Below are 25,173 nucleotides of genomic sequence, written 5' to 3'. Positions count from 1 at the left end.
GTACGTCGGCGGTGGTCATGCTTCCCCCTCGGATTCGGCGCCGGCCGGGTTCTCAGCGCCTTCGGTGAGCCGCGCGAACAGGTCCTCCAGCCCGGTTCGCGCGCGAGTCGCCTCGTGCACCTCGACGCCGGCGCCCACGAGCACCTGCAGCACCCGCGGCGCGGGCGTGGCGGTGAGGTCCGCGCGGACACCATCGGGCGTCAGCCGGGCCCCAATGCGGTTCTCCCGCAACACTTCCACGGCGTGTTCCGCGTCGGGCGTGCGCACGAGCAGCGCCGCGTTGCCCGACTCCAGCAGCTCGGCCAGCTCGCCCTGCGCGACGACGTTGCCCGACTGCAGCACGGCGACGTGGGTGCACGTCGCCTCGACCTCGGCGAGCAGGTGCGAGGACACGAGCACGGTGCAGCCGTCGGCGTGCAGCTCGCTGATGATGCGGCGGATCTCGCGCGTGCCGGCGGGGTCGAGGCCGTTGGTCGGCTCGTCGAGGATCACCATCCGGCGCGGCACGAGCAGCGCCGCGGCCAGCCCCAGCCGTTGCTTCATGCCGAGCGAATAGCCCTTGTACCGGCGGCGCGCGGCGACCGTGAGGCCCACGCGTTCCAGCGCCCCGTCCACGGCCGCGGGGATCGCCCCCGACGCCAGCCGCGGCTCGGCTGCGGCGAAGCGCAGCAGGTTGTCGCGCCCGGAGAGGAACGGGTGGAAGCCCGGGCCCTCCACCAGCGCGCCGACGTCGGGCAGCGCGTGCGGCGCGCCGTCGGGCATCGGCCGGCCGAGCAGCTCGACCTCGCCCTCGGTGGGCCGCACGAGGCCCAGCAGCATGCGGATCGTGGTCGTCTTGCCCGAGCCGTTGGGCCCGAGCATCCCGAGCACGGCCCCTTCGGGCACGTCGAGGTCGACGTGGTCCACCGCGACCGTGCCGCGGTAGACCTTGCGCAGCCCGCGCGTGCGCGCGGCGAGCGGGACCGCCGGGGCGGACACCTCCTCGGAGATGCCCGCCCCGGCTACCAGCGCGCTGGTCGTGTCGGTCACTTCTGGCCCAGCGCCTCGTACAGCACCTGCTCCGGCACCGCACCGGCGGCGAACCGCCCGTCGTCGGTCAGCACCGCGCCGCCGACCTTGGTGGTGAACAGGTAGCCGCTGCCCCAGGTGCCGTTCACGCGCTTGGCGAAGCGGCTGAGCAGCTGCTGCGGGTCGGCGCCCCGGCCCTCGGCCCCGGAGGCACCCGCCGGCGTCTTGCCGGACAGCGCGTCGGCCGGCACCTTGCCCGTGATCACGGTGTCCCAGCCGTCACCGACGAGCTTGGTGTCCTGCATGGCCTCGTCGGCCTTCGCCTTGGTCTGGTCGTCGACCTTCGCGGTCTTCTCCGTGACCTTGGCGCCCTGCGGCGGGGTGAAGGTGAACAGGTCGGCCGGCTGCGGCGCGAACTTCACCTCGTCGAACGCCACCTGCAGCGCCGGCGCCGTGGTTCCGTTGCTCAGCACGGAAAGCCGCAGCGGCATGCGCGTCTGCGAGTCCACGGCCACGCGGATTTCGCGCAGCAGGGTGCGTTCGGTCGGCTTCGGCGTGAAGACCAGCTCGTAGGCCGGGCGGTCGGCGACGTTCGCCGTGCCGTCCACGGAGACGGTGCTGTTCTCGCGCACCTTGGCCAGCAGTTCCTTGGTCGCCGTGGCCGGGTCGGCCATCTCGCCGGCACCCATGTCGTGCTTCGTGGCGACCTCGGCCGGGATAGTCGTCTTCGTGGCCGAGTTGTTGCTGGAGTGGTAGTCCCACACCGTGGTGCCGTCGCGGACGATCGTCTCCTGCGAAGCGCCGTTGGTCAGCGAGATCTTGGCCTTGCCGGTGCCGTCGCTGAACACGTGCGCGGAGTCGACGTTCAGCGCGCTCATCCCCGGGATCGCGCCGCCGGCGGCGCCCATCGCGGGCAGGCCGAGGTCGTTGCTCACGCTCACGGTGCCGTCGAACGGACCGGGGTTGGCCGTCATCACCGACTGCACGAGGTCTTCGGCGCTGATCGCCGGCAGCTTCGGCGCGTCGCCGGCCGAAGCCGGCATCGCGACCACCACGAGCCCCCCGACCCCCAGAGCGGTGCCGACGACGGCCGCGGTGATGGCCTTCTTCTTCGGATCCATGTCGTCTCTCCCTGTGTTTCCGAGCCCCAGTGTGCTCGGCTCCCGGAACCGACGCTTCCCTCTCGAGGCTGAGATTCCCCTGAATGCTCGGCCTCCGCGGCTGAGATCGCGCTGAGAGCTCGCGCACGACCTGCGCAAACCGGCCATGATGAAAATCGTGAAACCTCGGGTGCTGGTGGTCGACGACGAGCCGGGCGTGCTCAAGGCGCTGCAACGCGGCCTGCGCGCGGAGGACATGGACGTGGTCACGGCGGCCGACGGGCCGTCCGGGCTGCGGCTGGCGCGCACGGGCGCGTTCGACGTGGTGCTGCTCGACATCATGCTGCCCGGCCTGTCCGGCTATCGCGTGCTGCAGCAGCTGCGCGCGGAGAACGTGACGACGCCCGTCCTGCTCGTGTCCGCCAAGGACGGCGAGATCGACCAGGCCGACGGGCTCGACCTCGGTGCCGACGGTTACCTCGTGAAGCCGTTCTCCTTCGTCGTGCTGGTCGCGCAAGTGCGCGCGGTGCTGCGGCGCGCCGGGCCCGACGCTTCGCGCGGCACGCTGCGGCTCGGCTCGCTGGAGGTGGACCGCGCATTGCGGCAGGTGCGCTGGGACGGCACCGAGGTACCGCTGTCGCCGCGGGAGTTCGGGCTGCTGGAGGTGCTCGTGAGCCGCGCCGGCACGGTCGTCACGAAGGACGAACTGCTGCGCGCGGTCTGGGGCGAGGAGCAGGCCGTGACGCGCAACCTCGTCGAGGTCTACGTCGGTTACGTGCGGCGCAAGCTCGACGCGGTCGGCGCCGGCGCGCTGCTGCGGACCGTGCGCGGCCACGGTTACCTCGCGTCCGACGCGCAGCTGGACGAGGTCATGTGATCGGCACACCCTCCTGGTGGCGGGGCCGTTCGCTGCAGGTCCGGATCACGGTGCTGGCCATCACGATCACGCTCGCCTGCCTGCTCGGACTCGCCACGCTTGCCGCCAGCCGGCTCGAGCCGCTGCTCGTCGACTCCGTGGATCACGAGCTCACGGCGGCACTCGGGCCCGCGTCGGTCTCGGTCGCGGCGGGCCGGCCGCCGGCGGGCGCGGATCCGGTTTCGGTGCGCGTGCTGGACATCTCGGGCGCGCCGGTCGACGGTCAGCCACGGCCGCCGTTGAGCGGCGACGCGATCGGGCAGCTCAAGGCGGGCGTGCCCGTGCAGACGGATGGCGACCGCTGGCGAGGCCAGGTCGTGAGCGGGTCGGACGGCAGCCAGCGGCTGGTCGTCGCGGGCGCGGGCCTCGTCGGGTTCGCCGCGGCCGTGCACTCCGGCGGGTTGTGGCTGGTGATCGTCGCGCTGGTCGGCGCCGTGCTGGCGGGGCTCGCGACGTGGCTGGTGGTGCGCTTCGCGCTTCGGCCGGTGGCGCGGATGCGCGGCCTGGTGCGCTCGTTGCCGCCGGGTTCGCGGCTGCCGCTGCCGACGTCGCACGACGAGCTGCGCGCGCTGGCCGAGGAGTTCAACGCGCTGCTCGCCCGCCAGGAAGAGGTGAGCAGCCGCCTTCGCCGCTTCACCGGCGACGCGGCGCACGAGCTGCGTTCGCCCGTCGCGTCGATTCGCGTGCAGGCCGAGGTCGCCGTGACGAACCCGGATCCGGAGCTGGCGCAGGAGACGCTCACGGACATCCTCGCCGAGGCCGAACGCCTGTCGGCCCTGCTCGACGGCCTGCTGTCGCTGGCCCGTTCCGACGCCGGCGAGGTGCCACCATCCGAGCCGGTGGAGCTGGTCACGGAGGTGCGGGCGGCCGTGCACCGGCTGCCGGCCGGCGCGCCCGAGGCGCGGGTGAGCGCTGCCGTCGCGCAGGCGTGGGCGCTCGCGACGCACTCGGAGGTGGAGCTCGTGCTCGACAACCTCCTGCGCAACGCCTGCCGCTACGCCACCGGCCAGATCGTGGTGTCCGTGCTTGCCTCGCGCTCCGACGTCCGCGTGGTCGTGGACGACGACGGGCCCGGCATCGCGCCCGAGCACCGCGCCAAGGTGTTCGACCGCTTCTACCGCGTGGCCGACGACCGTGCCCGCTCGTCCGGCGGAACCGGCCTGGGCCTGGCAATGGTCGCCGAGGCCGTGCGCCGGCGGGGCGGGCGCGTACGCGTGGGGGAGTCGCCGGACGGCGGTGCGCGCTTCGAGGTCAGGTGGCGTGCGGATCGGGCCGCGGCAACCGGGTGAACGCCGTGCGGGACACTGGGCCGATGGACGGGGTCATCGTCGGGGCGGCGCTGGTGCGCGACGGGAAGTTGCTCACCCAGCAGCGGGCGTGGCCGCCGCACCACGCGGGACAGTGGGAGTTGCCGGGCGGGCGCGTCGAAGAAGGCGAGACCGACTCGTACGCGCTGGCTCGCGAGTGCCAGGAGGAGCTCGACGTCGCCGTCACGGTGGGCGGGCGCGTCGGTGACGAGGTGCCGCTGCCGGGCGGGAAGGTGCTGCGCGTGTACTCCGCCGCGCTGATCTCCCCGGGCGACGAACCGCGCGCGGTCGAGCACACGGCCTTGCGCTGGGTCGGGCCGGACGAGCTCGACGACGTCGACTGGCTGCCGGCGGACCGCGGGTTGATCCCGGCGTTGCGCGCGTTGCTGATCAGCTGACGTTCTGCCGTGGCAGGGGCGGGTTTCCCTTGTGTGTCAAGGAAAACCCGCCCCTGCTCTTCAGCCGGCGCCAATCAGGCGCAGCGCCGAGGACAGCCGGTGGTCGCCGCGCTCGGCGGCGCGGATGGCGCCGGCCTTGCGGACGCGTTCGAGCTCCGCCGTGTCGGCGAGCAGGGCCATCGTGCGTTCACGAACCGGGCGCAACTCTTCGATCACGGCGTCGGCGACGGCGTCCTTGAGCACGCCGTAGGACGGGTACTCGTCGGCCAGCCGGTTCGGATCGCGGCCGGTGCAGGCGGCGAGGATGTCCAGCAGGTTCGCGATGCCCGGCCGGCTTTCCGGCGCGTACGCGGGCACGGACCCGCCGTCGGTGCGCGCGCGACGGATCTTGCGGCGCACCTGGTCCGGCTCGTCGAGCACGAAGACCACGCCCGCGGCGTCGTGCGCCGACTTGGACATCTTGCGCGTCGGCTCGGCCAGGTCCTTCACGCGCGCGCCCGTGGGCGGCAGCACGGCCCGCGGCACGGTGAACACCTCGCCGTAGGTCGTGTTGAACCGCCTGGCCAGTGTGCGGGCGAGCTCCACGTGCTGGCTCTGGTCCTCGCCGACCGGCACGTCGGACGCGCCTTGCAGCAGGATGTCCGCGGCCATCAGCACGGGGTAGGTGAGCAGGCTCAGCCGGACGCCGGCCTGGCCCTTCGCCTTCTCCTTGAACTGGATCATCCGCGCGGCCTCGCCGTAGGAGCAGGTGCACTCGAGGATCCACGTCAGCGCGCCCAGCTCCTTCGCGATGTCGGACTGCACGAACACGCGCTCGGGGTCCACGCCTGTCGCCACCATCACGGCGAGCTGCTCCGTCGCCAGGGCGCGCAGCTTCGCGGGGTTGTGCGCGGTGGTCATCGCGTGCAGGTCGGAGACGAAGAACAGGTCGTCGGGCTCGCTGTCGGACGCGAAGCGGCGCAACGCGCCTAGGTGGTTGCCGAGGTGCACGTGGCCGGACGGGGTGATGCCGGATAACTGGACCACTGGGGTTCCTCTCCTGGGTGTGTGCCCCGGGAGGAGACCCGCCTGATAAGCGAGAAGGCCGCCCACCGGGGCGGCCTTCGCTGGAGTTCAGCGCAGAGCAACGGGGCCGCCGGAGGGCGGCCACCACTGGGTGCTGTGCGCGAACATGGTGAACACCTTAGAACACTTGCGGGTGCTCATGTGCGGAACCGGGTTTACCGTCGAGACATGTTCGTCGTCTTGCTCACCTACACCGCGCCCATCGAGGAGATCGACCTGGCGCTGCCGGACCACGCCGAGTGGCTCGGTAAGCAGTACGACCACGGTCATTTCCTGGCCTCCGGCCGCCAGAACCCGCGCACGGGCGGCGTCATCATCACGCGTCCGATGGCTCGCGGGAAGCTCGACGCCATCCTGGCCACGGACCCCTTCGCGACGCAGCACCTCGCGCACTACGAGGTGATCGAGTTCTCACCGACGAAGACGGCACCCGAGTTGCGCCTGGTCAACGAGGCCGTGGCGCACTGATCAGGGCGTTCGGCGGCAGGAGATTTCGGTCACGCTGAACGGGCGAACGGGCCGTCGTGGGGAGAAGCCGGGCCGCGAACGGCGGGTGAAACCTCTCGGAACTGTCGCCGCCGGGAAAGAAACGCTCAAGCCGCCTTCGCAAGGTCCGTTTTCGCCTTCTTCAACGCGAGAACCGGACACTTCTTGCACCTCGAGGACGACCGGCAGCACTTCTTCTTCACCTTGCCGGCCTTCATCAGCTTGCGGACGACCCCGGCTGGGGTGTCCGGCTGCTTCTTGTCCTTTTTGCCCACGGTGGGCTCCCACGTCCTCGGCGGCACTTCCTGAGTGTTCAGGTTAGGTGAGCCTAACCGATCATGGGGCGTGGCGGTCCTCACACTTCGGCAACAGGTATCCTTATGAAGTCCGCGTGTGGCCAAAGCCGGTCACGATGCCGGTTGAGGTGGCGAAGCCGTTTTGGTGGAGGCCACCGCTGGGCCCGCGACGCGGCCACCCACCCGCCTTCGTAGTTCAGGAGTCTTCGCGTGCCCGCAGCCAGCGCCACCGCAGTCGAAACCGGCCGCGCGTCCGGTAAGACCCGGCCCGACCTGCGCAACGTCGCCATCGTCGCACACGTCGACCACGGCAAGACGACCCTGGTCGACGCCATGCTCCGCCAGTCCGGCGCCTTCGCCGAACGCGCCGAGCTCGTCGACCGCGTCATGGACTCCGGTGAGCTCGAACGCGAAAAGGGCATCACCATCCTCGCGAAGAACACCTCCATCCACCGCCAGACGCCCGACGGTCAGGTCACCATCAACGTGATCGACACCCCGGGTCACGCCGACTTCGGCGGCGAGGTCGAGCGCGGCCTGGCGATGGTCGACGGCGTGGTGCTGCTCGTCGACGCGAGCGAGGGCCCGCTGCCGCAGACCCGCTTCGTGCTCCGCAAGACCCTTGAAGCCGGCCTGCCGGTGATCCTGCTGGTCAACAAGACCGACCGCCCGGACGCCCGGATCGCCGAGGTCGTGGAAGAGACCCACGACCTGCTGCTCGAGCTCGCGAGCGACATCGAGAACGCCGACCACGACGCGATCCTCGACCTGCCCGTGGTCTACGCCTCGGCGCGCGCCGGCAAGGCGAGCCTGGAGCAGCCGGCCGACGGCGAGATCCCCGAGAGCGAGAACCTCGACCCGCTGTTCGACACCCTGCTGCGCCACGTGCCGCCGCCCGCCGCGGACCTCGACGCGCCGCTGCAGGCGCTGGTCACGAACCTCGACGCGTCCAACTTCCTCGGCCGCATCGCGCTGATCCGCATCCACGCCGGCAAGCTGCGCAAGGGCCAGACCGTGGCCTGGATGCGCGAGGACGGCACGGTGCAGAACGTGCGCATCTCCGAGCTCCTCGTCACCGAGGCGCTCACCCGCGTGCCGGCTCTGGAGGCCAGCGCCGGTGAGCTCGTGGCCATCGCGGGTATCCCCGACATCACGATCGGTGACACGCTGGCCGACTCCGAGACCCCGGTGGCGCTGCCCCGGATCACGGTCGACGAGCCCGCGATCTCGATGACCATCGGCGTGAACACCTCGCCGCTGGCGGGGCGCAACGGCGGCGACAAGGTCACCGCGCGCCTGGTGAAGGCGCGTCTGGACCAGGAGCTGATCGGTAACGTCTCGATCCGCGTGCTGCCGACCGAGCGCCCCGACACCTGGGAGGTCCAGGGCCGTGGCGAGCTGGCGCTGGCCATCCTCGTCGAGCAGATGCGCCGCGAGGGCTTCGAGCTGACCGTCGGCAAGCCGCAGGTGGTGCTGCGCACGATCGACGGCAAGCTGCACGAGCCGTTCGAGCGCCTGTACATCGACTCGCCCGAGGAGCACCTCGGCGCGATCACCCAGCTCCTCGCGGCGCGCAAGGGCCGCATGGAGGACATGAGCGGCAACGGCAGCGGCCGGATCAAGCTCGAGTACGTGCTCCCGTCGCGCGGCCTGATCAGCTTCCGCACCGACTTCCTCACCGAGACCCGCGGCACCGGCATCGCGAACCACGTGTTCGAGGGTTACTTCCCGTGGGCGGGCGAGATCCGCACTCGTCACAGCGGCTCGTTGGTCGCCGACCGCACCGGCCCCGTCACCGCGTACGCGATGATCCAGCTGGCCGACCGCGGCACCTTCTTCGTCGAGCCGGGCGCAGAGGTGTACGAGGGCATGGTCGTGGGCGAGAACCCGCGCTTCGAGGACCTCGACATCAACATCACCAAGGAGAAGAAGCTGACCAACATGCGTCAGTCCTCCGCCGACGTGATGGAGACGCTGGCCCGCCCGCGCAAGATGGGCCTGGAAGAGGCGCTGGAGTTCTGCTCGGTCGACGAGTGCGTCGAGGTCGCGCCGGAGGTCGTGCGCGTCCGCAAGGTCACGCTGGACATCAACACCCGCGCCAAGGAGCGTTCGCGCGCCAAGAGCCGCGACAACGGCTGACAGTTCTTCTCGAAAGGGCGCCTCTCCCCTCGCCGGGGCGGGGCGCCCTTCGGCGTTCACGGGCGGGTCGCGCGCCGGTCACGATGCCGCGCCGCTGATCACGAACGGGAACCAGGCGGGGTTCCCGCACGTCCACCGGTTGGCGGTATCCACTCCGGTGTCGGCCGGTCCGGCCGGATGTGGGAATCTCGGTGCCGAGCAGCCTCTGGCGTGGCAGCATGTCGGCTCGGACCGCGGGAAATCGGGAGGGTACGCGTGCGGATGGGACGCAAGGCGGCGCCGGTGCTGGCGCTCGCGGGGGCGCTTCTCGCCGCGTGCTCGAACACTCCACCGCCTCCGGTGGTGACCGCGGCGCCGACGTCGAGCACCCCGTCGCAGCCCACGGCGTCGCAGATCGTGGTGGGCGTCGACGACGTGGTGGGCGGCTACAACCCGCACACGCTCGCGGACTCGTCCACGGTCACGTCCGCGCTGTCGCAGCTGCTGCTGCCCTCGGTGTTCCGCCAGTCCGACGACGGCAAGCGCACGCTCGACAAGACGCTGATGACCTCGGCCGAGGTCGTGTCGCAGATGCCGTTCACGGTGAAGTACGAGATCCGCCCCGAGGCCTCCTGGTCCGACGGCGCGCCGATCGCCACCGAGGACTTCACCTACCTCGCCGACGCCATGAAGTCGCAGCCCGGCGTGATCGAGCCTGCCGGCTACCGGCTCATCAGCGACATCGAGTCGCGCGACGGCGGCAAGGGAGTCGAGGTCACCTTCAGCAAGCCGTACCCGGCCTGGCAGACGCTGTTCGACAACCTGCTCCCGCAGCACCTGCTCAAGGACTCCCCGGGCGGCTGGCAGGCCGCGCTGGCGACGAGCTTCCCGGCCGTGGCGGGACCATTCGCGATCAAGGCCATCGACACCGCCCGCGGCGAGGTGACGCTGCAGCGCAACGACCGCTACTGGGACAAGCCCGCGGCCGTCGACACGCTGATCCTGCGCCGCTCCGACCCGTCAGGCATCGCGACCGCGCTGCGCAGCGGCAACGACCAGTTCTCCCTCACCCGCACCGACGCCAACGGCCTGCAGTTGCTCAACGACCTTGGCTCCGCTGTGAAGCTCACAACGCTGGCGCGGCCCATGGAGGCCACCGTCCTGCTGCGACCTGTGAGTGCGGTGCTGTCCGACACGCAGGTGCGCCAAGGCGTCGCGGCCCTGCTCGACCGCGGCAAGCTCATCACGGCGGGCGCCATGGGCGGCCCCGCCGCCGCCCTGAAGGCCGACGCGCAGGTCCTCCCGCCCACCGGCGCCGGCTACGCGCCCACCATCCCGGCCGGCCCGCCCGCCGCGCCGGATCCGACGAAGGCCGAGGGTTACTTCAAGGCCGCCGGCTACACCAAGGAAGCCGGCGTGTGGCGCAAGGGGACCAAGACGTTGTCGCTGGTCATCGCCTCGCCGGGCGAAGAGGAGCCCTACGCGTCGATCGCGAAGGAGCTCTCGGACGAGCTCATCGCCGGCGGCGTGCAGGTCAACACCATCACACCCGAGCCGCGCGACTTGTTCTCGACGCTGCTCGCGATGCCGGTGCTCAACGGCCAGCAGCAGGCCGGCCCGGACGCGAACGGCAACGTCGGCGTCGACATCGCCGTGGTCCCGCAGCCTGTCGGCGGCGACCCGGCCACGGTGCTCGCGTCCACCTTCGGCTGCGCCCCCGACCAGGCCACGGCCGACCCGACCAAGGCCATCGTGCCCGCCAACTCGGCCGGCCTGTGCAACGAAGGCCTCCAGGCCTCGATCGACTCGGCCCTCACCGGCTCGACGACGCTGGCGGACGCGCTGAAGACGCTCGAACCGCAGCTCTGGTCGGCCAACGTGGTGATCCCGCTGTTCCAGGAAGCCGAGACCCTGGCCGTCGGCAAGGGCATCTCCGGGCTGACGCCGGGGCCGCCGATGCTGGGGCCGTTCGGCTCCGCGGTGAACTGGACCCGCGGCACGAGCTGACCACCTGGCGGTCGCCGGTCAGCGCAGCCGATCCGCGATCTGCTGGAGGCCTTGCCGGATCAGCTGCCCGTACTCGTCGTCGCCGAGCGCGCTGATCGTCGCTTGCGCTTCGCGCAGGTGCGCACGGGCTCGGTCGAGGTCTCCGAGCTTGCGGTGGCACTCGGCCAAATTGAGGTGCAACGACGGAGACAACCCGGCCGCAGACAGCGTCAGTCCGGCCTCCGCCATGCGGGCGTCGGTCAGCCGCCCGGGGGCCGCCAGCGCGCGCTCGTCCCAAAGCAGTTCCTGTCGAACGTCGTCCTGCACGTCGGCCATCGAGTGCGCGAGCGTGCACCGGTGCAGCGGATCCCCTTGCGCACCACCGATTTCGGCCCAGATCTCGGCGAACACCCGGCGCGCGCCTTCCCGGTCGCCGCTGTGACCGAGCTGCACCGCCTCGCCGATTCGGGTGAGCGTGGGGTCCGTGATCACGGGTTACTCCTTTGTCTCACAACGAAAACGCCCCGGCGCGCGCAAGCGGCACCGGGGCGTTTCTCGTCAAGACGGACTCAGATCAGCTGCAGGCTCTCCGCGAAGTGGCACGCCGTCGGGTGGCCCTGGCCGTGGTCGATCAGCAGCGGCTCTTCCGTGCTGCACTTCTTGCGGCCCGCGTCGTCGATCTCGTTGGCGAACTTCGGGCAGCGGGTGCGGAAGCGGCAGCCCGAGGGCGGGTTCGCGGGGCTGGGCACGTCGCCGGTGATGACGATGCGCTGGCGGGTGCGTTCCTTGCGCGGGTCCGGCACCGGGATCGCCGAGATCAGCGCCTGGGTGTACGGGTGCGTCGGGCTGTTGAAGAGGTCCTCGGCCTCCGCGGTCTCCACGATCTTGCCGAGGTACATCACCGCGATGCGGTCGGACACGTGGCGCACGACCGACAAGTCGTGGGACACGAACAGGTACGACAGCCCGAGCTCGGCCTGCAGGTCCTTCAGCAGGTTGAGCACGCCGGCCTGGATCGACACGTCGAGCGCCGACACCGGCTCGTCGAGCACCAGCACCTTCGGCTTGAGCGCGAGCGCGCGGGCGATGCCGATGCGCTGGCGCTGGCCGCCCGAGAACTCGTGCGGGAAGCGGTTGCCGTGCTCCGGGCGCAGGCCCACGGTCTTCATCAGGTCACGGACCTGCTGGCGGCCGCCGTCTTCGTAGAGGCCGTGGATGCGCAGCGGTTCGGCGATGATCTCGTTGACCGGCAGCCGCGGGTCCACCGAGGCGTACGGGTCCTGGAACACGATCTGCATGTCGCGCCGCAGACGCTGCAGCTCGCGCTTCGACAGCTTCGCCAGGTCGCGGCCTTCGTAGGTGACCTTGCCGTCGGTGAGCGGCTGCAGGGCCAGCGCGATGCGGGCGGTGGTCGACTTGCCGCAGCCCGACTCGCCGACGAGCGCGAGCGTCTCGTGCGGGTAGATGTCGAACGACACGCCCGACACGGCCTGAACCGCTCCCGTGGTGCGGCGGATGACTCCGCCGCCGCGGATCGGGAAGTGCTTGACCAGGTTCTGGGCGGAGAGGACGGGCGTCCGGGTCGCCGTAACCTCGCTCATCAGATCTTCTCCGTGTCGGTCGCGGCGTCGACGGTGACCGGGACGGCTGCCGTGTCGGCCGAGGTGGCGCTGAACAGCTCGGCCGGGTCGCGGCCGATGACCTGCTCGGTGAAGTGGCAGGCCGCGAACTGCGAGCCGGGGCCCGCCACCAGGGGCGGTTCCTCCTTGTCGCAGATGTCCTGCGAGATCGGGCACCGCGGGCTGAACGGGCAGCCCGGCGGCATGTTCTGCGTGGCCGGCGGGGAGCCGGTGATCGGCGTGAGCCGTTCGGTCTTCACGTCGAGGCGGGGCAGGCTGCCCAGCAGGCCCAGCGTGTACGGCATCCGCGGCGTGTAGAAGATCTCGTCGACGGTGCCGGACTCGACGACCTTGCCCGCGTACATCACGTGCACCCGGTCGGCCTGGCCGGCGATCACGCCGAGGTCGTGGGTGATCAGCACCATCGCCGCGCCCGTCTCCTTCTGCGCCGCCTGCAGCGCTTCGAGGATCTGGGCCTGCACGGTCACGTCGAGCGCCGTGGTGGGCTCGTCGGCGATGATCACGTCCGGGTTGTTGGCCATGGCGATCGCGATCACCACGCGCTGGCGCATACCGCCCGAGAGCTGGTGCGGGTACTCGTCCGCGCGCTGCTTCGGGTTCGGAATGCGGACCAGGTCGAGCAGGTCGATCGCCTGCTTCTTGGCCACGTCCTTGCGCACGTTGTGGTGCGCGGTGATCGCCTCGGCGATCTGGTCGCCCACGGTGTACACGGGGTTCAGCGAGGTCATCGGGTCCTGGAAGACCATCGCGATGCCCTTGCCGCGGACCTTGTTGAGCTCTTTCTCGCTGGCCTTCAGCAGCTCGACACCGCCGAAGCGGATGGAGCCGGAGATCCTGGCGGTGCGCGGCAGGAGACCCATCACGGCCATCGACGTCACGGACTTGCCGGAGCCGGACTCGCCGACGATCCCGAGCACCTCGCCGCGCTGCAGGTGGTAGCTCACGCCGCGCACGGCGTTGACCACGCCGTCGTCGGTCGGGAACTGGACGGTCAGGTTCTCCACCGTGAGGACGGGATCACCGCCATGGCCATTGGACTCGTACTCGGTCATGCGCGCACCTTCGTCTGCTGGGGGTCGAACGCGTCGCGCAGGCCGTCCCCGATGAAGTTGATCGTCAGCGCGATCAGGATGATGAAAACGCCCGGGAAGTAGAACAGCCACGGGCGGGTGTCGACCGCTGTCTGCGCGGTGCTGACAAGCAGGCCGAGCGACGTGTCGGGCGCGGTTACGCCGAAACCGATGAACGACAGCGCGGTCTCGAGCAGGATGCCGATGGACACCAGGATCGTCAGGTTCACGATGATCGCGCCGAGGGCGTTGGGCACCAGGTGCCGGAAGATGATCCGCGCGTCACTCGCGCCGAGCGCCTTGGACGCTTCGACGAACTCCTTTTCGCGCAAGGAGAGCACGACACCACGGGCGACGCGGGACACGTAGGCCCAGTACAGGCCGGCGATGACCACCGCGATCAGCCACCACGTGCCACCCACCTGGTGGGCCAGCACCGCGGCCACGGCGAGCAGCGGCAGCGTCAGCACGAGGTCGGCGATGCGCATCAGCACCGTGTCGATCCAGCCGCGGTAGTACCCGGCGATCGAGCCCCAGATGGTGCCGACGATCGTCGCGAAGATCGCGATGAGCACGGAGATCTGCAGTGAGATCTGGGTTCCGCGCATCACCTGGGCCAGCGTGTCGTGCCCGACGGCGTCGGTGCCGAACGGGTGCGTGCCCGACGGCGGCGCGGAGTTGTCCTCGGTGATGGTCGCCGGCGTGAACTTCCAGACCAGCGGGCCGATGTAGGCGAACAGGACGATCAGGATGAACACGATGAGGCTGATCATCGCCAGCCGGTGCTGCAGGAAGCGCTTGAAGACCAACTGGGCCTGGCTGCGTTCCTTGACCGTGAACTCGCGCTCGGGAACGGTGTCCGGCTGGGTCGCGACGTCGAGGCGGGAGTCCGCTCCGGTCGGCAGTTCTTCGGTCGTCGATTCGTCACGCATAGCGGATCCTCGGGTCGAGCAGGCCGTAGAGCAGGTCGGCGATGAGGTTGAGCAGGATGATGAACGTGGCGGCGATGAGCAGCCACGCCTCCACGGCGTAGACGTCGCTCTGCTTGATCGCGGTCAGCAGGAACGTACCCGCGCCCTGCCATTGGAACACGGTCTCGGTCACCACGGCACCGCCGAGGATCGCGCCGATGTCCAGGGCCGTCACGGTCGTGAGCGGGATGAGCGCGTTGCGCAGCGCGTGGCGGCGGGTCACCGTCCAGCGGGGCAGGCCCTTCGCGCGGGCCAGCCGCACGTAGTCCGAGTTGAGGACTTCGAGCATCGACGCGCGCTGGAAGCGGCTCCAGGCCGCGTAGCTCGTCAGCGCGAGCGAGATGGTCGGCAGGATCAAGTGGCCGGCGACGTCACCGAGCTGTGCTCCGAACCCGTCGGGTGTGATCACCGACGAGGAGCCGATCGTGTAGAAGATCTGGTCGCCGACCGAGGTGTTGATCCCGATGCCGATCTGCTTCAGCACGATGGCGAACCAGAACGACGGCATCGACAGGAACAGGAAGCCGAAGAAGGTCGCGGTGTAGTCGAACTTCGAGTACTGGCGGGCCGCGCTGATCACGCCGATGATCACGGCGAGGATCACGGCCACGATCATGGCCAGCACGATCAGGCGCAGGGTCACGCCGAAGCGGACGAAGACCTCGTGGCCGATGTTCAGGTTCGACTGCACCGACGGGCCGAAGTCACCGCTGAAGACACCGGTGATCCAGTGCCAGTACCGCTCGAAGATCGGCTGGTCGAGGTGCAGGCGGATCCGCTCGAGCTCGATCGTCTGCGGGGGTGGCGGCGGGTTTCTCTGGATCAGGTAGCTCAACGGGTTGGCCGAGAGCGACACCATCACGAAGACGAGGAACGTCGACACGATGAGGATCGGCACCGAGACGAAGAGCCGGCGCAGTGCGAAGGCAAGCATGGAGGTCTTCCTGCTCTGGTGGTTCTGCCGTGGCCCGCCGCTTGTGGTGGCAGGGCCGAGGCGACGAGAGAGGCAAATCTGGAGTTCGGGATGAAGCGGACTTGACGGTTCGGACATGCGGTGAGGGGCCGGCGATGTGCCGGCCCCTCACCGGTTGTCCTGCGTGAATCTACCCGCGAATCTACCGGGTGGTGATCACTTGCGGAGGCCCCACTCCGCCATGTTGTAGACCGGGGCGTCGAGCGTCGAGTTGTTGCGGATGTTCCCGATCTTGTCGGACGAGGCGATGAAGGTCGGCTTCTGGTACAGCGGAAGCACGTACGCGTCGTCGGACATGATCTGGTCGGCCTGGTTCAGCAGGTCCGTGGCCTTGGCCTGGTCGGTCTCGGTGTTGGCCTGGGCGATCAGGCTGTCGACCTGCGGGTTGGAGTACTTGCCGTAGTTGCTGCCCTGACCGGTGACCCAGTTCTGGACGGCACCCGCGAACGGGAACGGCGAGGACACCCAGGCGAACACGATGATGTCGTAGTCGCCCTTGGTGGTGGTGTCACCGAGGTCGTCGGTCGGCGAGACGTTCACGGTGATGCCCAGCTGCTTGGCGGCCGCGGCGAACAGCTCGCACTCGTCCTGGCGGATCTGGTTGCCGACGGTGTAGCGGATCCGGTACGGGCCGACGTTCTTGCCCGACGGGTCCTGCAGCTGCGTGCCGTTGAGCTTGTAGCCGGCGTCCGTGAGCAGCTTCTTCGCCTTGTCGATGTCACCAGTGCCCTGGCCGGTCGACGAGACGACGTCCTTGAAGCCCGACTGCTGCGGCATGAAGTTGTGGTTGTTCAGCGGCTCGACCTTGTTGGTGAACTGGCCGACCGTCTTCGCGATCATGTCCTTGCGGTTGATCGCCGTGAACATCGCCTGACGCAGCGCCTTGTTGTCGAGACCCGGCGACTTCAGGTTGAAGTCGAAGTGCTCCCAGGTCAGGCCGAGGCCGATGTAGGAGGAGATGTTCGGCATGTTCTTGACCTGGTTCACGAGGTCGACCTGCGGCTGCGGGTAGATGACCTGGACCTCGTTGTTCTGCAGGGCCGTCGGCTCCTGCGTGGCGTCGGTGATGACGCGGAAGATCACGCTCGACAGGTGCGGCTTGGCGCCCCAGTACTTGTCGTTCGGGACCTCGGTCACCGACTGGTTGTTCACGAACTTCGAGATCTTGAACGGACCCGCGGTCCAGGTCGGCACGGTGTCGCCGAACCACTTGTACGACGAGGCGAGGCCGGCCGGGGTCTTGGTGTCACCGTGCTGGGCGGCCAGGTGCGCCGGGTACATCGCGCCCGAGGAGCTCCACAGCTGGCGCCAGTCGGTGAACGGCTTGGAGAAGGTCGCGGTCACCGTCTTGCCGTTGTCCGAACCGACGACCGAGGAGACCTGGTCGTAGCCCGAGGTCGTGGCGGCCTGGCAGTCGGGGCAGTCCTTGCCGTTCTGGACCTTCCAGTTGTAGATGAAGTCGTCGGCCGACACCGGGGTGCCGTCGTCCCAGGACGCCTTCGGGTTGATCTTGTAGACGACCACCTGCGGGTTGGTGCTGGTGACGTCCGCGGACTCCACGAAGTCCTTGTTCAGGACCGGCTTGAGGTCCGGCGTCGCGTAGAAGGTGTAGGGCAGGATGCCCTTGGTGACCATGCCCGTCTCGAAAACGTTGCCCTCGGCCGAGGTCACGTTCCAGTTCGGGATGTTCTTCTCGATGGCGTACGTGACGTCGCCGCCCTGCTGCAGCTGGTCAGCCTGGACCGTGTTGCAGCTGTTCGGGTTCTTGTCGCAGTCGGCGAATGCCTGCCCGGTCTGCACCGCGCTGTTGCCGCCGCCGCCACCGCCACACGCGGAGAGCAGAAGGGCCGCACCCGCGACGAAGGCACCGAGCTTCGCGGCGCGCGACCTTGTCGTCACTAACATTCATTCTCCTTGCTCGACGCCGTCGCGGGTTTGCGAGGCGACCTCTTCCTGACCGCGAGCTTCGATGTAATCGAGTTCGCTCACCGTAGTCGTGCAACCTAGGCAGTGGACAGCCGTCAAAACTATCGATCCGGACACTCTGAGTGAGATCGTGATGGAACAGCAATCTCGTCTTGCCTATCTCCACCACGGGTTCTGCGGTTGATCGACTACTCACGGTAGCTAATCTTCGATCATCGCAGTCCTCGTTCGGGGACGGCCACGGCTCGGTGGGTCATTCGGCTCGGGGGACAATAACCGACGCCATGCTCTTTGTGGACCCCGCGAATGGACTAGTCACACAGCCGTGACGAACCGGAAGTGACAAGGAATTAACCTGATCTCGTGAACGGTGGCGACCGTTTACCGGAGTGCGGGCCGGAGGGCGTGTCCCACCCTTTCCGGGGCGGTCCCGCGAGGTGGGCGGAACCCCTGCCGCGGAACGTTCCGGGATCGGGAACGGCGGGGCCCCGGCCCCGCGGGCGGAGTTCATTAACCTGGTGTCGTGATCCGAAAGCTCCTGCTCGTCCACGCGCACCCCGACGACGAGACCATCACGACCGGCGGCGCCATCGCGCGGTACGCCGCCGAAGGCGCCGAGGTCGCCGTGGTCACGTGCACTCTCGGCGAGGAAGGCGAGATCGTGCCGCCGCGGCTGGCGCTGCTGGCCTCGGGTGCCGCGGACCAGCTCGGCGGCTACCGCTCGGGCGAGCTCGCGGCCGCCTGCGCCGCCCTCGGCGTGACGCGCCACGAGTACCTCGGCGGGATGGGCCGCTGGCGCGACTCGGGCATGGCCGGCACGCCGGCGGCCGAGCACCCGCGCGCGTTCGCCGGCGGCAGCCTCGACGAGCAGGCCGCCCAGCTGGCCGAGCTGCTCGACGAGCTGGCGCCCCAGGTGGTGGTCAGCTACGACTCCTTCGGCGGCTACGGCCACCCCGACCACATCCGCGCCCACGACGTCACCATGGCGGCGGCACCGCGCGCGGCCTCGGTCGAACGCGTCTTCCACGTGGTGCACTCCCGGGCTGCAGTCGACGCGGGGCTCGCGCGGCTGCGCTCGAATGGCGGCTCACCATTCCGGGTACCCGAAGACGACGAGCTCCCCGGCACCGCGGATGAGAAGGTCACGACCGTGCTCGACACCTCGGCCCACCTGCCGGCGAAGATCGCGGCCCTGCGCGCCCACGAGACGCAGCTGACGGTCGTCGACGGAGAGATCGCGCACTTCGCCCTCACCAACGACATCGCGCAGCCGATCCCGCCCGCCGAATACTTCGTGCTCGCCCACGGCGGCGCGGCCGGCGCGGACACCGACCTGTTCGGAGGGCTGTGACGTGCCGGCCCCGCTGAGCCCCGATCAGCGCTTGATGCTGGTGGTGCTGTGCCTGGACGCGCTGCTGCTGGCGTTGCTCGAAGTGTTCTTCCTGCCGCTGCGCGTCGGCGCGCTCGGGGAGGTGCCACTGCCGCTGACGGCGCTCGTCGGCGCCGTCACGACGCCGTGGCTGGTGCTGGCGGCTGCGAAGCTCGTGCGGCCGGGGTTGTCGTGGGGGCCGCTCGTGGTGTGGGTGGTCGTGGTCTTCGCCATCGGCTTGGCCGGACCCGGCGGCGATCTCGTGCTCGTTCAGGACTGGCGGGCGATCCTGCTGCTCGGCGCGAGCGCGCTGCCGGCGGCGCTCGTGCTCGGCGGCGGGCTCGGCCGCGCGGCCTCGGCGAAGGGCAAGCTCCGTGGCTGAGGCCATTTCGGACCGTCAGGTCGTGGCGGTGCTGCGCCCGTTCGTCCGGGCCTGCGCGCCGATGCTCGACGCGCTGCGCGAGTCGGACCCGTTCGGCCTGCGGGCGCGGGCCCGCAAGACCGAGGCGGCCGAGGAGTTCGGCGACGACGGTTTCAAAGAGAAGGTGCTCGGCGCGTTCACGTCGGTGAAGGTTCCCGGCACCGCGGCGTGGGCCGGCATGGACATCGACGCGCGCTGCGGCTGGTGGGTCAATCGCGTCGGCCGGCTCACGTCGGCGCTCACCTCGATCCCGGGCCTCGGTGGCGCGCTCGCCGACCGGCTGCCGGTGCAGGACACGCTCGGCGCCGCGTCGCAGGGGCTGCTGCTGTGCGCGATCGCGGGGGAGTACGGCGTGACCGATGTCGGCAGCCGGGTGCGGCTGATCGCGTCGGTGCTGTTCGAGCGAGACCTCGACCCGGTGCTCGCCGCGGGCAAGCCCGCCGACGAGTCCGCAGAGGACAGTGCGGCGGCGCGGCTCACCGAAGAACTGACGGAATCCGAACGCGCCCACGGCAAGGTGACGGTGAAGGCCGTCGCCGGGACACTGTGGCGGCTCGGCCGGTCACTGTGGGGGATCACCGAGGAGCTGGAGAAGCGCCCGCGCGGCCGCTTCTACCACCGGGCCCTCGGGCTGGTCCCGGTGGTCGGCGCGGCGGGCGACTACCTCGGCGAGCGCTGGGGGCTCAAGCAGATCTGGAAGCGCGCGCACGGCTGGCTGATGGCCAACTCGCACTGGGCTTCTTTTTCTTGAGCTGAACCGCCTGAACTCCGAGCCGGACCGCGGCCGTCAACGCCAGAAGAGGAACGCCGACTGCCCGAACTGCGCGGCCAGGTCGCTGCCGCCGAGCGCGTCGAAGATCAGGCCCGCGACGTACCAGAGCGCGTCGGACAGCGGGCGGAACGCGAAGAACAACGCGAAGAGCACCAGCGGCGCCCACGGCCGCACGCGCGCGCCGAATGCCCGCGCCTGCGGCGAGAGGTACGGCTCGATCGCGCCCCAGCCGTCGAGGCCGGGGATGGGCAGGATGTTGATCAGGAACGTCATCACCTGCAGTAGCGCCAGGTAGGACAGGCCGAAGAACAGGCCGGTCGACATCGGCACCAGCGCCACCACGAGGCACAGCGCGGCGCCGACCCCGAGGTTCGACAGCGGGCCGGCGAGCGAGACCCACGACGACGTCGCGCGGTTGCGCAGCGCGCCGCGGTTGATCCACACCGCGCCGCCGGGCAACGGGATGCCGCCGATGAGGAGGAAGATCAGCGGGAGCAGGATCGACAGGACGGGGTCGGTGTAGCGCCGCACGTCCAGGGTGAGGTAGCCCTTCTGGGCGACCCCGGCGTCGCCGCCGCGATAGGCCACGAAGGCGTGGCCGAACTCGTGCAGGGTCAGCGAAGCGATCCACCCGCCGGCCACGAGGAGTACGACTCCGGTGACGTAGAGCGGGTCCTTGTCACCCGTCAGACTCAGTGAATCACCGTACGCGGCCAGGATTCCGCCGAGGACGGCGACCGCGAGGATGCCGATGAAGACCGGGCTGGGCCGCACTGCTGATCTCTGCACTCCACCAGTCTTCCGTATGCCCGGTGTGAAGTCTTCGGCGTGTCCCCTTGCGCAACGCGCGAGAGGTATCCCCCGAACTCGCTACTCCGCTTGACCTGACCGCACTACACGGGTGTAATCACAGTGATGTCATTCGCTGTCGAGAGGGGACAGCGGATGTCGTTTCACCACCGCCAGCCTGGGGAGTGCGTAGGAGCGAGGAGGCGGACGTGCGGTTGGAAGCGGAAGGCTCGAGGACCGACTCGAGGCCTGAAAAGAGGGAGTGGGGGCACGTCGTGGGTTGGGGCGAGAACCCTGAGCAGGAGCTGGGGGATCTGACCGACCTCTTCGATGCCACCGAGGAGGAACAGGATTGGCAGGAGCGCGCCTTGTGCGCGCAGACGGACCCCGAGGCGTTCTTCCCCGAGAAGGGCGGCTCGACCCGCGAAGCCAAGCGGATCTGCCTCGGCTGCGAGGTCAAGGACGAGTGCTTGGAGTACGCCTTGGCGCATGACGAGCGCTTCGGCATCTGGGGCGGTCTGTCCGAACGCGAGCGGCGGAAGCTGAAAAAGCGCGCGATCTAGCGAGGGGGAAGTGTGTCCACGGAAAGCGTGGACCACGTCTCGCTAGATCGGTGTCTTCTGGGGGTGCAACCCCCAGACCCCGCCCGGGGGCGAGCCCCCGGACCCCCGGCGTGGTCGCCTTGGGAGTTTGGCGTGTGCGGCGGGTTGACTGGTTCTGTTAGGGGTGAGGTGGGTCCGTGCATGGCGCGGGCCCTCTCGCTTTTGTGGTGTTTTTACTGGTATAGCGCCGGATCGGGCTACCGGGTCAGGCGCGGCCGGGGTTGTGGATCTTTCTCGAACTTCGGGGTTTGGGCGGGCAACCGCGTGGGTAGCCAGGCGTCAATGGAGTGTGCGTGGGGAACTTGCCGCTGTGGCGGGGTTTCGGCGCGAACCAATCCCAGCCTGGCGGTGGGGATCGAAGTGGGCGACGACGGTAGTTGTGCCGTCGTGGTGTGTCGCATGTGGTCGGTGCGTCCCGAGGCGTGGACGTATGTGGTGGAGACGTCAGTGTGATCGACACGGCGTTCGGCGCGAAACGTTCGACGCCGCGACGGCGAAAAGGTGGGTGCGGGTCCGGTGCCGCGTGCGCGGGTGAAGCCGTAGGGTGACCGCACCCGCCCGCAGCCTGACCAGGAGTGGTTGTTGACCCGCACCGTCGCACCGTCGCTCGTGAGGACGCTGCCCGTTCTGGCCATTGTGGTCTGTCACGACGGCGAAGAGTGGCTGCCGCTCGCACTTTCTTCCTTGCGGCGCAGCACGGTCCGGCCGCGGCACGTGCTCGCGGTCGACACCGGGTCCACCGACCTGGCCGCGAAGCTGCTCGCCGAGGCGGCCGAACCCGGCGGGGTCGCGGCGGGGCCCGATTCGCAGCCGGTGCTGTCCGGCGTCATCACTCTTTCGAGTGAAACTGGCTTCGCTGCGGCGATCGCGGCCGCCGTGGCGCACGCGGTGGAACGGTGGGGCGACCCGGGTGCGTGGCTGTGGCTGCTGCACGACGACTGCGCGCCCGAACCCGACTGCCTCGAGCAGCTCCTGCAAGCCGCCGATGCGGCGCCGTCGGCGAAGGTGCTCGGGCCGCTCGGGCTCGACTGGGCCGAGCCGCGCCTGATCGTGGAGGCGGGGCTGTCCACGGACGCGTCCGGGCACCGCCAGCAGATGGCCGCGCCCGGCGACCAGCCCGGTGAGGTGCTCGCCGTGCCTAGCGCGGGATCGTTGGTGCAGCGCGAACTCTGGGACACCCTCGGCGGCTTCGACGAGGACTTCTCCTTGCTGCGCGAGGATCTCGACTTCGGCTGGCGCGCCAACGCCGCCGGCGCGCTCGTGCTCTCGGTGCCGGCCGCCCGCGTCCGCCACGCGCGCGCCCTGTCGACGGGCCGGCGCGCGCCCGACGCGGCGGGCCGCTCGCTCGCGGCCGTGAACCGCGCGCACGGGCTGCGCGTGTTCCTCGTGAACTGCTCGCCGTTCTCGTTCTGGTTCGGGCTCGTCCGGCTGCCTCTGCTCCTACTGCTGCGCGCGCTCGTCTTCTTCGTCCTGAGGCGCGCTCCCGAAGCGCGCGCGGAACTCTCCGCGCTCGCCTATCTCACGAGCGGTCGCGGAAAACTCCGGGCAGCGCGGGCGAAACGGCGGAACTCTCCGCGCCCCGGCACGGTGCGGGGATTGTTCGTCGGCCGGTACACGCGGCTGCGCAACGCCCTGCGCGCCGGCGTCGTCGGGCTCGTGCGCCGTGGCGTGGAGAGCGACGTCGCGCTCGGCACGGTCCCCGAAGGCCTCACCGAGGAGCCGGCCTGGATCGCGCCGGAAGCGCTCGGCGCCGCGGACCGCCGGCCCGTCGGACCCGAAGCTTTGCCCGCAGGAGCCTTGCGCGGCTTGAGTTCCCGTGGTTCGGGGTTGCGCCGGCCGGGCACCGTCGTGGCCGTCGCGGTGCCGGCGGAACAGGACACGGCGCCGGAACGCGAGGAAGTTCCGGAGGAAACCGTCGCCGATCCCGGCGACGGCGCGAAGCCCTCGTCCACACCGCGCCCGGCTCCGGCCCGTGAACCCGGACTCGTCTTCGTCGAGGTGAATCGCCGCCGCGTGCTGGCCGCGACGATCTTCGCCCCGCCGGTGGTCCTCGTCGTGCTGCTGACGGCCCTGGCTTTCGCGGTCAACCGCGGCCGCCTCGGTCTGGACCTCTCCGGTGGCGGGCTGCTGCCCGTCGGTGGTCTCGGCGATATCTGGTCCACCTACCTCGCGCCGTGGCACGCGGTCGCGGGCGGCACCGGCGCGCCCGCGCCCGCGACGCTGCCCGTGCTCGGCACCATCGGCGCGATCTTCGCGCCCGTGGGCGGCCCGGCCGCGCTCGTGGCGATCCTGCTCATCGGCGACATCCCGCTCGCCGCGCTGAGCGCGTACGCGGCCACGCGCAAGCTGCCCGTGCGCCGCTGGGTGCGCGCGGTCGTCGCGGCCACGTACGCCCTGCTGCCCGCCGCCACCGCGTCGGTCGCGCAGGGGCGCCTCGACGTCGTGGTGGTCCACCTCATGCTGCCGCTCGTCGTCGCCGGGATCGCTCGGTTGCTGACGCGCCCGGGCACGCGCTGGCTGCACGTGTCGGCGCTCTCGGCCTTCGGCGCCGCGGTGCTCGGCGCGTTCTCGCCGCTCGCGCACGCTCTCGCGCTCGTGGGCCTGCTGCTCGGCTTCGTCGTTCTTCCGGCGCCGACGGGCCTCGCACGCCGCGCCGCTTCGGTCGGGATCGTGGTGATCCTGCCGCTCGTGTTGCTCCTGCCGTGGCCGACGGTGCTGCTCAAGCACCCCGAACTGCTCCTGCACGGTCTCGGCGGTCCCGCCGCGCCCGCGTCGGGCGCCGACCTGGCCGGGCTGACACCGGGTGGCCCGGGGGCGTGGCCCATCGGTGTCGCGGTGCTGGCGGCCACGCTCGTCGCGCTCGTGGTCCGGCCGACGAAGCAGGTGGCCGGCGGCCTCGCGCTAGCCGTGCTCGGTGTCGCCGCGGTCGTGCTCGTGCGGCAGGTTCCGGTGACACCGATGCAGGGCGGTCCCGCCGCCGCCGGCTACACGGGCGTGCCGCTGCTGGTCGTCGGCGCCGGGCTGCTGTGGGCGGTCCTCGCGACCTGGCAGCGCGGCGGCTCGGCGAGTGTGCCCGCGCCGTGGCTGCCCAAGGTCGCGGGCGCCGCCGGGGTGGTGGTGCTGATCGCGTTGGGCGTCAGCGCCGTCGGCACCGGCCACAGCGGCCCGCTCACCGCCCAGCCGCGCCCCGCCCTCGCGCCCGAGGTGGCCGCTGACCTCGCCGGCAGCGGCCGCGCGGTGCTCGATCTGGGCCGGCTCACCCGCCAGACCGGCGGCCGGCTGGCCCTCTTCGGCGACGACCAGCTCGCCGCGACCCCGGGCACGCGCGAGCGGCTTGCGAACTGGCGCCGCGACCTGCTCACGGGGGACGCCAACGCGGTCAAATCAGCCGTCGCGGCCGCCGCGGTGTCCGGCGTCGAGTACGTGATCCTCCCGCCCGGCAGCAATCCGCAGGCCCTCGTCTCGCCGGCCGGCGACCTTGTCGCGTTGGCGGCCCCGATGTCCGACGGCCGGCCCGTGGTCCGGCTCCTGCCGAAGGCCGGCGAGGTCACGCTGATCTCCCCGGAGCTGGCCAAGGCGGCCGTCACGGGCGGCGGCGCGCCCGGCGCGTCACCCGGAGTCTCGCCCGTGGACGCGCGGCTGCCCGACGTCCGCGTGCGCGCCTCCGACGGCCCGACCGGCCGGCTGCTGGTGCTGGCCGCCGAGCAGGAGGCCGGCTGGACGGCGAGCGTGAACGGCAAGGCCGTGCCGATCGTGCCTGCCTGGGGTCACCAGGTGGCGGTGTCGATCCCGCCGCAGTCGTCGGAGGTTTCGCTCGCGTTCCCGGGCACCGAGCGCGGCCTGCTGCTGCTCGCCCAGCTCGCCGCGGTGCTGTTCACGGCGCTCACCGCGGTGCCCTCCCGCCGCCGCACCCCTCGCCCCTGAACCGGGCCGCCGTGCAGCAAAGCCGGGCCGCCGTGC

22 protein-coding genes are annotated in these 25,173 nt (G+C 70.4%); 11 read left to right on the top strand and 11 right to left on the bottom strand.

Annotated features, from left to right (window positions below):
* Window positions 1-15: 15 nt before the first annotated feature.
* A complete protein-coding gene (locus tag AB0M56_RS07905) occupies window positions 16-1,029 on the bottom strand; it encodes an ABC transporter ATP-binding protein (RefSeq protein ID WP_364172154.1) in 1,014 nt (337 codons plus the stop codon).
* Window positions 1,026-2,129, bottom strand: a complete 1,104-nt coding sequence (locus AB0M56_RS07900; protein WP_364172152.1) for an outer membrane lipoprotein carrier protein LolA — start codon at window positions 2,127-2,129, stop codon at window positions 1,026-1,028. Before AB0M56_RS07900 ends, AB0M56_RS07905 begins: the two co-directional genes overlap by 4 nt.
* 145 nt (window positions 2,130-2,274) lie before the next feature.
* Between AB0M56_RS07900 and AB0M56_RS07895 the strand changes: the two genes are divergently transcribed.
* Genes AB0M56_RS07895 through AB0M56_RS07885 form a run of 3 tightly spaced genes read left to right on the top strand, consistent with a single transcriptional unit; the run spans window position 2,275 to window position 4,729 of the window.
* Window positions 2,275-2,985, top strand: a complete 711-nt coding sequence (locus AB0M56_RS07895) for a response regulator transcription factor (RefSeq protein ID WP_364172150.1) — start codon at window positions 2,275-2,277, stop codon at window positions 2,983-2,985.
* Window positions 2,982-4,313: an ATP-binding protein gene (locus tag AB0M56_RS07890; protein ID WP_364172148.1), complete on the top strand. Its 1,332-nt coding sequence runs from the start codon at window positions 2,982-2,984 to the stop codon at window positions 4,311-4,313. Before AB0M56_RS07895 ends, AB0M56_RS07890 begins: the two co-directional genes overlap by 4 nt.
* 23 nt (window positions 4,314-4,336) lie before the next feature.
* Complete coding sequence (locus tag AB0M56_RS07885) at window positions 4,337-4,729, top strand: (deoxy)nucleoside triphosphate pyrophosphohydrolase (RefSeq protein WP_285972604.1); 393 nt, start codon at window positions 4,337-4,339, stop codon at window positions 4,727-4,729.
* Window positions 4,730-4,789: 60 nt separating this feature from the next.
* Here AB0M56_RS07885 and trpS read toward each other — a convergent pair whose 3' ends face one another.
* Window positions 4,790-5,755 carry a tryptophan--tRNA ligase gene (trpS, locus tag AB0M56_RS07880; RefSeq protein WP_364172146.1) on the bottom strand — a complete coding sequence of 322 codons (966 nt, stop codon included), beginning with the start codon at window positions 5,753-5,755 and terminating at the stop codon, window positions 4,790-4,792.
* Window positions 5,756-5,962: 207 nt separating this feature from the next.
* Between trpS and AB0M56_RS07875 the strand changes: the two genes are divergently transcribed.
* A complete protein-coding gene (locus AB0M56_RS07875) occupies window positions 5,963-6,262 on the top strand; it encodes a YciI family protein (protein WP_220244063.1) in 300 nt (99 codons plus the stop codon).
* A gap of 125 nt (window positions 6,263-6,387) precedes the next feature.
* Here the strand turns inward: AB0M56_RS07875 and AB0M56_RS07870 are convergent, their stop codons facing one another.
* Window positions 6,388-6,582: a hypothetical protein gene (locus AB0M56_RS07870; protein ID WP_364172612.1), complete on the bottom strand. Its 195-nt coding sequence runs from the start codon at window positions 6,580-6,582 to the stop codon at window positions 6,388-6,390.
* A gap of 204 nt (window positions 6,583-6,786) precedes the next feature.
* On the opposite strand from AB0M56_RS07870, the gene typA reads away from it, so the two are divergent.
* Complete coding sequence (typA, locus tag AB0M56_RS07865) at window positions 6,787-8,715, top strand: translational GTPase TypA (protein WP_364172144.1); 1,929 nt, start codon at window positions 6,787-6,789, stop codon at window positions 8,713-8,715.
* Between the two features lie 261 nt (window positions 8,716-8,976).
* Window positions 8,977-10,701 (top strand): ABC transporter family substrate-binding protein, encoded by a 1,725-nt coding sequence (locus AB0M56_RS07860; protein ID WP_364172142.1) that lies wholly within the window; start codon window positions 8,977-8,979, stop codon window positions 10,699-10,701.
* A gap of 18 nt (window positions 10,702-10,719) precedes the next feature.
* Here the strand turns inward: AB0M56_RS07860 and AB0M56_RS07855 are convergent, their stop codons facing one another.
* From AB0M56_RS07855 to AB0M56_RS07830, 6 genes are all read right to left on the bottom strand, one after another.
* Window positions 10,720-11,172 (bottom strand): hypothetical protein, encoded by a 453-nt coding sequence (locus AB0M56_RS07855; protein WP_364172140.1) that lies wholly within the window; start codon window positions 11,170-11,172, stop codon window positions 10,720-10,722.
* Window positions 11,173-11,249: 77 nt separating this feature from the next.
* Entirely contained in the window at window positions 11,250-12,281 is a 1,032-nt protein-coding gene (locus AB0M56_RS07850) for an oligopeptide/dipeptide ABC transporter ATP-binding protein (RefSeq protein WP_364172138.1), read from the bottom strand.
* Complete coding sequence (locus tag AB0M56_RS07845; protein ID WP_364172136.1) at window positions 12,281-13,372, bottom strand: ABC transporter ATP-binding protein; 1,092 nt, start codon at window positions 13,370-13,372, stop codon at window positions 12,281-12,283. Before AB0M56_RS07845 ends, AB0M56_RS07850 begins: the two co-directional genes overlap by 1 nt.
* On the bottom strand, window positions 13,369-14,322 hold the full coding sequence (locus tag AB0M56_RS07840; protein WP_364172134.1) for an ABC transporter permease: 954 nt from the start codon (window positions 14,320-14,322) through the stop codon (window positions 13,369-13,371). Before AB0M56_RS07840 ends, AB0M56_RS07845 begins: the two co-directional genes overlap by 4 nt.
* Window positions 14,315-15,295, bottom strand: a complete 981-nt coding sequence (locus AB0M56_RS07835; RefSeq protein WP_364172132.1) for an ABC transporter permease — start codon at window positions 15,293-15,295, stop codon at window positions 14,315-14,317. Before AB0M56_RS07835 ends, AB0M56_RS07840 begins: the two co-directional genes overlap by 8 nt.
* 195 nt (window positions 15,296-15,490) lie before the next feature.
* Window positions 15,491-17,239, bottom strand: a complete 1,749-nt coding sequence (locus AB0M56_RS07830) for an ABC transporter family substrate-binding protein (protein WP_364172130.1) — start codon at window positions 17,237-17,239, stop codon at window positions 15,491-15,493.
* A 544-nt stretch (window positions 17,240-17,783) separates the two neighbouring features.
* Here AB0M56_RS07830 and mshB point away from each other — a divergent pair.
* From mshB to AB0M56_RS07815, 3 genes are read left to right on the top strand one after another with little or no spacing between them, the layout of a single operon-like run.
* Window positions 17,784-18,611: an N-acetyl-1-D-myo-inositol-2-amino-2-deoxy-alpha-D-glucopyranoside deacetylase gene (mshB, locus tag AB0M56_RS07825; RefSeq protein WP_364172128.1), complete on the top strand. Its 828-nt coding sequence runs from the start codon at window positions 17,784-17,786 to the stop codon at window positions 18,609-18,611.
* A gap of 34 nt (window positions 18,612-18,645) precedes the next feature.
* Window positions 18,646-19,011 carry a hypothetical protein gene (locus AB0M56_RS07820; RefSeq protein ID WP_364172607.1) on the top strand — a complete coding sequence of 122 codons (366 nt, stop codon included), beginning with the start codon at window positions 18,646-18,648 and terminating at the stop codon, window positions 19,009-19,011.
* On the top strand, window positions 19,004-19,801 hold the full coding sequence (locus tag AB0M56_RS07815) for a hypothetical protein (protein ID WP_364172126.1): 798 nt from the start codon (window positions 19,004-19,006) through the stop codon (window positions 19,799-19,801). The genes AB0M56_RS07820 and AB0M56_RS07815 overlap by 8 nt, the downstream gene beginning before the upstream one ends.
* A 36-nt stretch (window positions 19,802-19,837) precedes the next feature.
* Here AB0M56_RS07815 and AB0M56_RS07810 read toward each other — a convergent pair whose 3' ends face one another.
* Window positions 19,838-20,596 carry a site-2 protease family protein gene (locus tag AB0M56_RS07810; protein ID WP_364172605.1) on the bottom strand — a complete coding sequence of 253 codons (759 nt, stop codon included), beginning with the start codon at window positions 20,594-20,596 and terminating at the stop codon, window positions 19,838-19,840.
* Between the two features lie 320 nt (window positions 20,597-20,916).
* Here AB0M56_RS07810 and AB0M56_RS07805 point away from each other — a divergent pair, with 320 nt between their 5' ends.
* Both AB0M56_RS07805 and AB0M56_RS07800 read left to right on the top strand, forming a co-directional pair.
* Window positions 20,917-21,174: a WhiB family transcriptional regulator gene (locus AB0M56_RS07805; protein ID WP_220247102.1), complete on the top strand. Its 258-nt coding sequence runs from the start codon at window positions 20,917-20,919 to the stop codon at window positions 21,172-21,174.
* A 621-nt stretch (window positions 21,175-21,795) separates the two neighbouring features.
* A complete protein-coding gene (locus AB0M56_RS07800; RefSeq protein WP_364172124.1) occupies window positions 21,796-25,137 on the top strand; it encodes a glycosyltransferase family 2 protein in 3,342 nt (1,113 codons plus the stop codon).
* The last annotated feature ends 36 nt before the right edge of the window (window positions 25,138-25,173 follow it).

The organism is Amycolatopsis sp. NPDC051372, assembly GCF_040682095.1.
Classification (GTDB): Bacteria; Actinomycetota; Actinomycetes; order Mycobacteriales; family Pseudonocardiaceae; genus Amycolatopsis.
This window is presented reverse-complemented; position numbering and strand designations above follow the sequence as displayed.

Bases quoted from the DNA above. Each gene is read 5' to 3' on its own strand.
- AB0M56_RS07875 (WP_220244063.1), top strand. From the start codon at position 5,963: ATGTTCGTCGTCTTGCTCACCTACACCGCGCCCATCGAGGAGATCGAC.
- AB0M56_RS07895 (WP_364172150.1), top strand. From the start codon at position 2,275: ATGATGAAAATCGTGAAACCTCGGGTGCTGGTGGTCGACGACGAGCCG.
- AB0M56_RS07830 (WP_364172130.1), bottom strand. From the start codon at position 17,239: ATGTTAGTGACGACAAGGTCGCGCGCCGCGAAGCTCGGTGCCTTCGTC.
- AB0M56_RS07860 (WP_364172142.1), top strand. From the start codon at position 8,977: ATGGGACGCAAGGCGGCGCCGGTGCTGGCGCTCGCGGGGGCGCTTCTC.
- AB0M56_RS07885 (WP_285972604.1), top strand. From the start codon at position 4,337: ATGGACGGGGTCATCGTCGGGGCGGCGCTGGTGCGCGACGGGAAGTTG.
- AB0M56_RS07850 (WP_364172138.1), bottom strand. From the start codon at position 12,281: ATGAGCGAGGTTACGGCGACCCGGACGCCCGTCCTCTCCGCCCAGAAC.
- AB0M56_RS07840 (WP_364172134.1), bottom strand. From the start codon at position 14,322: ATGCGTGACGAATCGACGACCGAAGAACTGCCGACCGGAGCGGACTCC.
- AB0M56_RS07820 (WP_364172607.1), top strand. From the start codon at position 18,646: ATGCTGGTGGTGCTGTGCCTGGACGCGCTGCTGCTGGCGTTGCTCGAA.
- AB0M56_RS07900 (WP_364172152.1), bottom strand. From the start codon at position 2,129: ATGGATCCGAAGAAGAAGGCCATCACCGCGGCCGTCGTCGGCACCGCT.
- AB0M56_RS07835 (WP_364172132.1), bottom strand. From the start codon at position 15,295: ATGCTTGCCTTCGCACTGCGCCGGCTCTTCGTCTCGGTGCCGATCCTC.
- AB0M56_RS07845 (WP_364172136.1), bottom strand. From the start codon at position 13,372: ATGACCGAGTACGAGTCCAATGGCCATGGCGGTGATCCCGTCCTCACG.